The organism is candidate division KSB1 bacterium (genome assembly GCA_022562085.1).
In the GTDB taxonomy this organism is placed as follows: domain Bacteria; phylum Zhuqueibacterota; class Zhuqueibacteria; order Oceanimicrobiales; family Oceanimicrobiaceae; genus Oceanimicrobium.
This window is the reverse complement of the sequence record JADFPY010000221.1, coordinates 1-7569: the sequence shown is the minus strand read 5'-3', so window position 1 is coordinate 7569 and position 7569 is coordinate 1. Positions and strand designations below refer to the sequence as shown.

The following is a 7569-nucleotide window of genomic DNA, read 5'->3' as shown; positions in this document are numbered from 1 at the left end:
ACCCATACCAAATATTGATGTTGAGTCCTCCAGTTCTATAAAAGTCTTTATCTCACCCGTGGCAAAGCTGAACAGCTGAATAATATTACCTGTTTTTGAGTCTGGTATCGGTGTGAAATAGATACCCTCATTCATCACCGTAAAGTTTGGCCAGCCAGAAAGGGAAGCTAATGCCTGATGTTCTTCTCCTCCCGCAACAGGAACTTTCCAGATACTGGTTTCATCATTCATTTTCAACTCTTTTGCATAATATATCCATTCGCCATCAGGTGATTCAAAAGCCGCCGTGCCGCCACTTTGAGTTACCTGGACGGCTTCTGCCACCTTCGGGTATTTGCCATACTTGAAGCGTCCCACTGCTTTATAGACCACGCCCATGCCGCCTTCGCCAAGTTTCTCTGTGATTTTGTAGCGTAGAATCATCTTACCGATCATTCGGTTTCTCCTGGTGAATATCTTTTGAGTCAAATTTGAATTCGTTGTCCAAATAAACGCAGTGGTCTCGGCAATTTTGGAGGTACATGACGGAATCCGCTATCGCTAATTTCCGGTCATGATCTACCTCTTAAATGTTTTGACAGATTGCAACCAGCCTACAAAGTCCAATCTGCAAAGTACTCCCGCTTGACAAATTTATTTGCATCTGGCACGTTCGTGACTTTCATGTTTTTGGCATCCCAAAGCAGTTTCTGGGCCGGTAAGCGAACAGCGAGGTTACCCAGAAGCACAATTTCTGTTAAGAGACCCGAAATATCGAAATTTGAACAGGCAGCCGAGCCGCCTTTACAGGCCTCGATAAAGTCCTGATAAATCCCTTTAACACGGGGAACGGTTTTTGGCGGCCGTTTGTAGGCTTTCATAGCTGTCTCGGGAATAAGCCTTGGATTATTCCCGTAGGTGCTGCACATGATGGCGCCCTTATCTCCAACCAAAAGCACGCCGCCACTATCGTCACCCATGCGCCGTCCCTCTTCTAAATCAGCAGGACGGGGAGGCATCAATCCGCCATCGTACCAAACCATTTTTACCGGCGGCATACTGCCCCGGGCCGGAAATTCATAATGCACAATGGAGGCTAAGGGTCCGGTTTCGTCATTCACAGGCGATGAGCTGGCCTGCACACTCGTGGGATGACCCAAATTAAAGGCCCAAACCGGGGTATCGATCAGATGACATCCCATGTCCCCCAAGGCGCCGGTTCCAAAATCCCACCAGCCACGCCACTTGAACGGCACATACGCCGGGTTGTAAGGACGAAAACGGGCGGGACCGAGCCACAGGTTCCAATCGAGGCCGGGCGGCACCGGTGGATAGTTAGTGGGTTTGTCAATCCCTTGTGGCCACCAGCCAGCAGGCCGGTTTGTCCACACGTGTGCCTCACGTATTTCTCCGATAGCGCCATCTGCCACCCATTCAACCATGAGTCGATTGCCCTCGCCTGCATGCCCTTGATTGCCCATTTGGGTAGCGACTCCAAATTTTCGAGCCGCTGCGGTAAGCATGCGAGCTTCGTAGATATCATGAGTTAACGGCTTCTGGCAATAGACATGTTTCCCACGCTTCATTGCCGCCATCGCAGCGACCGCATGCAAGTTGTCCGTGGTGGCAATCGCTACCGCATCAATATCTTTTTCCTGTTCAAGCATATCGCGAAAATCGACGTACTCAGCGCAGCCCTGGTAATTACCGTCTGTTGATTGAGCCCCGTAGTGCTTCTCGACCAGCTGCTTTGCAGGCTTACGTCCAACCGTCTGAGTTCCCCAGATTTTGAACTCATCAAAGACATCGCAAACAGCAGTCACTTGCACATCCGGAATGTTGAGGAATTCCTTCATATCATCAGTCCCCTGGCTACCGACGCCAATTATCGCCAAATTAATTTTATCGCTTGGCGCAATATACCCCGGGCCTCCCAAAACATGTCGTGGAACGATGACAATACCTGCGGCCGCAACGGTAGCGGTTTTCAAAAAGTTGCGTCTTGATATGACTTTAGATGACTTTTTTAGCTCCATGTTTAACTCCTCATATGCTTTAGATATTTTTTATTTTAGATTGGCTTCGGCGTTTTTCGGAATCCTTCAGGGTTTATAAAGGACGAATTCTGAGGTTCCGGTACCAGACTTGATCGCCATGATCCTGCAGAACAATATGACCCTTGCGGTAGCGTCCGTAATCCGGCAGTTTCCCAAATTTGCTTTTAGCTACCAACATTTGCCACTCGGAATCTCCGATCTTATATTCCACAATCTTAACTCCGTTTAGCCAATGTTCCACATGATTCTTTTCAACCAGAATTTTTGCCTCGTTGTAAAGTCCGACCTCCCGCGTCACATCTTTGCTTGGGGCGTGCAGTGCATAATTAGAACCTGCCGATGTTAGTGGATTTTTTCCATCTTTGTGACCCTTGTTGTCGAGAACCTGCATCTCAGGACCGGTTTGCCAGGAGTAATCGCGGTTCTCGGAAACATGAAAAAATATACCACTATTGCCGCCGGGAGAAATTTTCCACTCAAGCCGAAGCTCGAAATTATCAAATTCATCTGTCGTCATAATATCCCCTTTGCCGGCACCGGTGAAATACATTTCTCCTTGCTTGGTTATGACCCAGCCATCCGGTACTGTATCCTTTCGAAAACTGCGCCAGCCATCAAACGTGTTGCCGTCGAAAAGAAATTTCCAACCCGCTTTTTTCTCTGCTTCCGATAGTTTCATCTTGCCGGAATGGCAGCTGACAAGCAACAGAGAAAACCCAATGACGAAAACAAGGCTCTTCATTATCATCCTCCTTTTTTTATCAAGCATTAATTTGAATTAATTTGTATAAAGGATATCCGCACCTTTGCCTTGTTGAATCAGAGGCACATATGTTTCAAGTTCCTCCTGGACCTTGGCATCGGTCAGGTCAATCGTTTTTTGACGCTCCGAAGACATGTAGGCGGCCATCACCAACCTGGTAATTTCAAGGCCATAATCCCATGACAAGGAAGCGTCTTTACCCGCAAGAAATGCTTTTGCGGCATCCTCATTTTCATCGGTGTAGCCGTAGAGGTCGGGCTCATTATACTGCACGGCCAAAAGACCGCGTGAGGCGGTGGATTTTTCCAAAGCAGTCTCTGCGTCCGCCACGGCCTCTGCTGCCGCATCACCAATAAAAATTTCAAGTGATGAATTCAAGGTGTTAATTTCAAAAGCATAACCCGGTCCCATTCCGTCCATGAAAAGCCGCAGCCCTTGTTTTTCAAACATCCAGGAATTGGTGAACTGGGCTTTGGCGATCTGACCCGTCTCAGGATTTTTATAAGTAATGATTCCGGTGGTAAAATCCTCGGCAGGTGTTTTTGTGTAGTCTACTCCACGCTCTTTCAACAGTTTCTCACGCCACTCAGGCAATCCCCATTTAAGGAGGGCGCAGTCCGCAGATACGGAAATCGGTTGCATGAAGGTTTCCGGCTTTCCTATCGGATTGAGCAGATACCAGCCGACCGCAATACTGTGACACCCCATATCGCTGAGGACGCCTCCACCCTGTTTTGTGGGGTCCCAGAACCACGGCTCATGCGGCCCGCCATGCTCTTCGGCAGAACGCGTCAACATCAGAGGTCCCATCGTTTTCTGCTGCGGCGCAAGCTGCTCTAATTGCACTCTAACAGGTTTCATGAAAATCTGGTTTTCGAAGTAAGCAGTCTTGAGGCCTGCCCCGCGAATCAGATCCACCATTTGACGTGCTTCCGTTAGGTTCCTTGCCAGCGGTTTTTCGCATATTACCCCCTTTAAGTTCGCACCTTTTTTTACCGCATCCACAATTTCCTCAACCATCTCCACCCGAACAAAATTGGGCGCATAGATAGCAATGACATCAACATGGTTGGCCATCTCAGTAATGCTCTGGTAAACGACTCCCTCCCCGAGTCCGTTTTCCTCAACCATTTTTGAAAGCGCTTCAGCTCGTGACTTTGTTCGACTCGTGATGCCGGCTATTTCCATGCTTCTAACTTGCATAAGGGCCCGAGCATGGAACGTCGCAACAAACCCGGCGCCGACTATTCCTAATTTTAAAGGCTGCACACTAGTTCTCCTTTTATGTGAAGATTTTTCTGCAAAATCTAACTCAGTGTCATTTCGAAGCCTTTCGACAAGCTCAAGATAAACTCCGCGAGAAATCTGAATAGGCACGAAACCAGATTTCTCCCGTTGGTCGAAATGACAAGGTGAGCTATTTTGCAAAAGTCTATGAAGATCTCATTCATAAAAATACTAAGAACTTTCCGTTGAGGATAGTTTATCGTTAAACAGAAATCCGAACATCAGCATAACGACGGCTGCAAAAACCGCAGGAATCACCCAAAACAATTGATACTGCGCGAGGGCCTCGGAACCAGACCCGGTTACGATTTGATTGAAAAGCCGTCCCGTGACCTGGGCACCGATGAGCATCCCGACCCCATACGTAATAAAGACCAGGAATCCCTGGGCCTGAGCCCGAATTTCCGGAGTTGCTTTTTTATCAACATAGATCTGTCCGGTTACGAAGAAAAAATCATAGCAAATGCCATGCAGAATAATACCGCCCATAATCATCCAAACCACCGCATCCGGCGCTCCAGCGGCAAACAAAACATAGCGTAAAACCCAGGCAAGCATACCTACCAGAAGCATCTTTTTCACGCCGAGACGAGCAAAGAAAAACGGCATGAGAAAAAGAAAGACGAGCTCGGAAACCTGGCCCAAAGACATTTTGGCCGCTGGATTGGCAATCCCTACCGCATTAACAAGTACCGGCGCGTAAGAATAGTAGGCCGCCAACGGAATACAAATCAGCAATGAGCTGATAGTGAAAACAACAAAAGGTTTATCCTTAAATTTTGACAAAGTATCAAGACCTATAATTTGTCTTAACGAGATTTTTTGCCCCGCTCCCGAAGGTGGCGTGTGGGGCAGAGAAAAGCTAAACAGGCCAAGCAAAATTCCCGAAAACCCGGCAACTCGCAGGGGAGTCGCTGTCTCATCTGCTCCAAGAATCCCGCTCACCAAAAGGTTGGCAACGATCCAGCCGATGGTACCCAAAGCCCTGACAATTGGAAATTCCTTTTCCTGCGTTTTTATGTGATGAAAAACGAGTGCATTGGCCAACCCGACTGTTGGCATGTAACAAAGCATGTGAATTAGCAAAACCGTGATAAAGAGAGGCGGGGAAGCAAGGCTTCCCTCGGCAAAAAACGGCGCGGCTAACATCGCGATTCCGCCAATGATGTGAAGAACTCCGAGCACTTTCTCTGTTGCAAAAAATCGATCTGCAACCATGCCCAGAAAAAACGGTGAAATAATCGCGCCGATTGGACTGACTGTATATGCCCAATAGATTTCATCCGTCATGCCAATTTTCGCCATGTAGTTTCCTACCGTAACGTACCATGCGCCCCAAACAAAGAACTGCAGGAACATCATGGTCATTAATCGAACCTTAATCATCTTTTCCTCCTTACCTTTTTTGCCGCTTTAACTCATTTACGATGAATTTTTTTATCATTCCCGCTTTCTAAATATCACTGCGGTATCATTGCTGCGAGCAGCCATCACAAGTGTTTCACCGGAAGCCGTCTGTATTGACTTGATTTGCCGAACTTCTCCGGAGGCGACAAATCCACTGGTTTGAAGACTCACTGCGACAAAATTTCCGGTCCCATCACCCAGCAACAAACTTCCATAACTGGCGTCATATCTTCCCTGATCCGGAGGCACGCCGTAGAAATTGCCGCCTAACAGCATGTCCTGAAAGCCATCATCATTAAAATCATCGACCAAAATTGCATGTATTGGGGAGAACTGTGCTTCAACCGGGAGTGGTTCAACATTGAATGTTTCATCGCCATTATTCATCAATAGAACAGAGCCAAACTCAGTTGCCGTGCGGACAGTGGCCGCTTCTAACTGCTCACGTGAAAAAATATCCTGCAATGATTTCCCGGCATAGTCGGCGTAAGTCGGGTATGTAGTGCGTAAAGAAGGGATATTGATGAACATTTGCTCGGCAGATGCCAGAGGATAAGTTTTTCCTTCATGAAAATAAGTGAGTATCTGATCCAGCTTTCCATTCCCGGAGAAATCATTGATGAATAGTCGTACCGGTTTATTACCCGCGGTTTTCAAAATGGAATTCAATCCTAAATTTCCAGCAACGAGATCAACAAATCCGTCCTGATTAAAATCCGCTGCCGCCACGGTATTCCACCAACCGTGAGTGCCTTCGAGACCATATTTTTCGGTGACGTCGACTAATTCACCATTCAAATTGTGAAAAATGGTGATCGGCATCCATTCACCTACAACGATGAGATCCCGGTACGTATCCTTGTTTAAATCCACCCACACCGCATCGGTTACCATGCCAACCTTCGATAAGCCGGGCGCACGCGCTGACGTCTCGTCCGTGAATTTTCCCTTGCCGTCATTAATTAGCAAATAGCTTTCGGGAATGATACCGTACAGCCGCGGCAAAGAGCGGCTGCCGACGAATAAATCCATATCGCCATCATTGTCAATGTCAGCGGGTTTCACACAGGCGCCATTTGCATAAAGTTCCGGGAGCCCGTCTTCGGTTTTGCGAAACGCGCCGTTTCCCTCGTTCAAATAAAGCCGGTCTCGCAGCGCTTCCGCTCGGCCAAAAAATTCATTGCCGCCGCTCACAACGTAAAGGTCGGGCAGGTCATCGCCGTTCGCGTCGAAAAAAGCGGCATCGACGTCCTCCCCCACCTTGTCGTTGACAAACGCAGGATTGGCGGCTGCTTCAAATCCTCCCTGCCGGTTTTGCAGAAAGAGTTTGCCCGGCTGGTGTTTTGCGCCGCCGAGATACACATCTTCCAAGCCGTCGCCATTCACATCCGCAATGGCGCACGCCGGGCCTTCCGTCGATAAAAAATGCGGGATAAACGGTTCCCGGTTGAATTCGATGAATCTATTTTCCTGATGCAAGTATTCGAGTTGCACATCTTCGGAAATATTCAGGAACATCCGCTGATCATTTCTCCGGGATGAATAGTTATAAGCGGCTTTGGCGTCAGTTTGATTCAATGTGATAGTTTGATTGACTGGCAGATCTTTCAAAACCTGGTAATCACCGGTTGGCCAGATCACTTCCAGAGAGTCGAGACGGTTGACCTCTCCTAGCCCGAAATTCAACACCGGTTCGACCGACGATTGAAATCCTCTGGTTGCCATGAGCTCCTGGAAGAATATCTTGTCTTGGTAATGGAGAATCACCTTAGCTCCAAGCCCGAATATATTTAAGCCTGCTCCGGCCAATCTCACCTTGAGATAGTTTGAGATCTGTGAAGAATCGGTGTCAGCTTGATACAACAGGTTTTTGTAAATCGCAGCAGCAGCATTGACATTGTTCACCACAAGGTCCATGTCGCCGTCATTATCAAAATCCGCGTAGGCTGCGCCACTGGAAAAACCGGGATCGCCAAGTCCCCATTCAGTTGCCCGATTTTTGAAAGTCAGATCTCCGTTCGAATGAAAGGCATAATTGGCCGCCGGTACACTGGGCATGTGCCGGACGATCTCGGT

The 7569-nt window shown here is 48.0% G+C and carries 6 protein-coding genes; all 6 read right to left on the bottom strand.

Features of this window, described 5'->3' with window-relative positions:
- The coding region (locus tag IH879_16000) for a hypothetical protein (GenBank protein MCH7676429.1) at positions 1-435 on the bottom strand (435 nt) is incomplete at its 3' end.
- Positions 436-593: 158 nt separating this feature from the next.
- Positions 594-2015: a Gfo/Idh/MocA family oxidoreductase gene (locus IH879_15995; GenBank protein ID MCH7676428.1), complete on the bottom strand. Its 1422-nt coding sequence runs from the start codon at positions 2013-2015 to the stop codon at positions 594-596.
- A gap of 73 nt (positions 2016-2088) precedes the next feature.
- Positions 2089-2784 carry a DUF1080 domain-containing protein gene (locus tag IH879_15990; protein ID MCH7676427.1) on the bottom strand — a complete coding sequence of 232 codons (696 nt, stop codon included), beginning with the start codon at positions 2782-2784 and terminating at the stop codon, positions 2089-2091.
- 30 nt (positions 2785-2814) lie between these two features.
- Positions 2815-4068 (bottom strand): Gfo/Idh/MocA family oxidoreductase, encoded by a 1254-nt coding sequence (locus tag IH879_15985; protein MCH7676426.1) that lies wholly within the window; start codon positions 4066-4068, stop codon positions 2815-2817.
- 189 nt (positions 4069-4257) lie between these two features.
- Entirely contained in the window at positions 4258-5472 is a 1215-nt protein-coding gene (locus tag IH879_15980) for an MFS transporter (GenBank protein ID MCH7676425.1), read from the bottom strand.
- 54 nt (positions 5473-5526) lie between these two features.
- Positions 5527-7569 (bottom strand): VCBS repeat-containing protein (locus IH879_15975; protein ID MCH7676424.1); only part of this gene is annotated, 2043 nt, incomplete at its 5' end.

Coding starts and splice junctions, on each gene's coding strand:
- IH879_15995 (MCH7676428.1), bottom strand. CDS start 2,015: ATGGAGCTAAAAAAGTCATCTAAAGTCATATCAAGACGCAACTTTTTG.
- IH879_15980 (MCH7676425.1), bottom strand. CDS start 5,472: ATGATTAAGGTTCGATTAATGACCATGATGTTCCTGCAGTTCTTTGTT.
- IH879_15990 (MCH7676427.1), bottom strand. CDS start 2,784: ATGATAATGAAGAGCCTTGTTTTCGTCATTGGGTTTTCTCTGTTGCTT.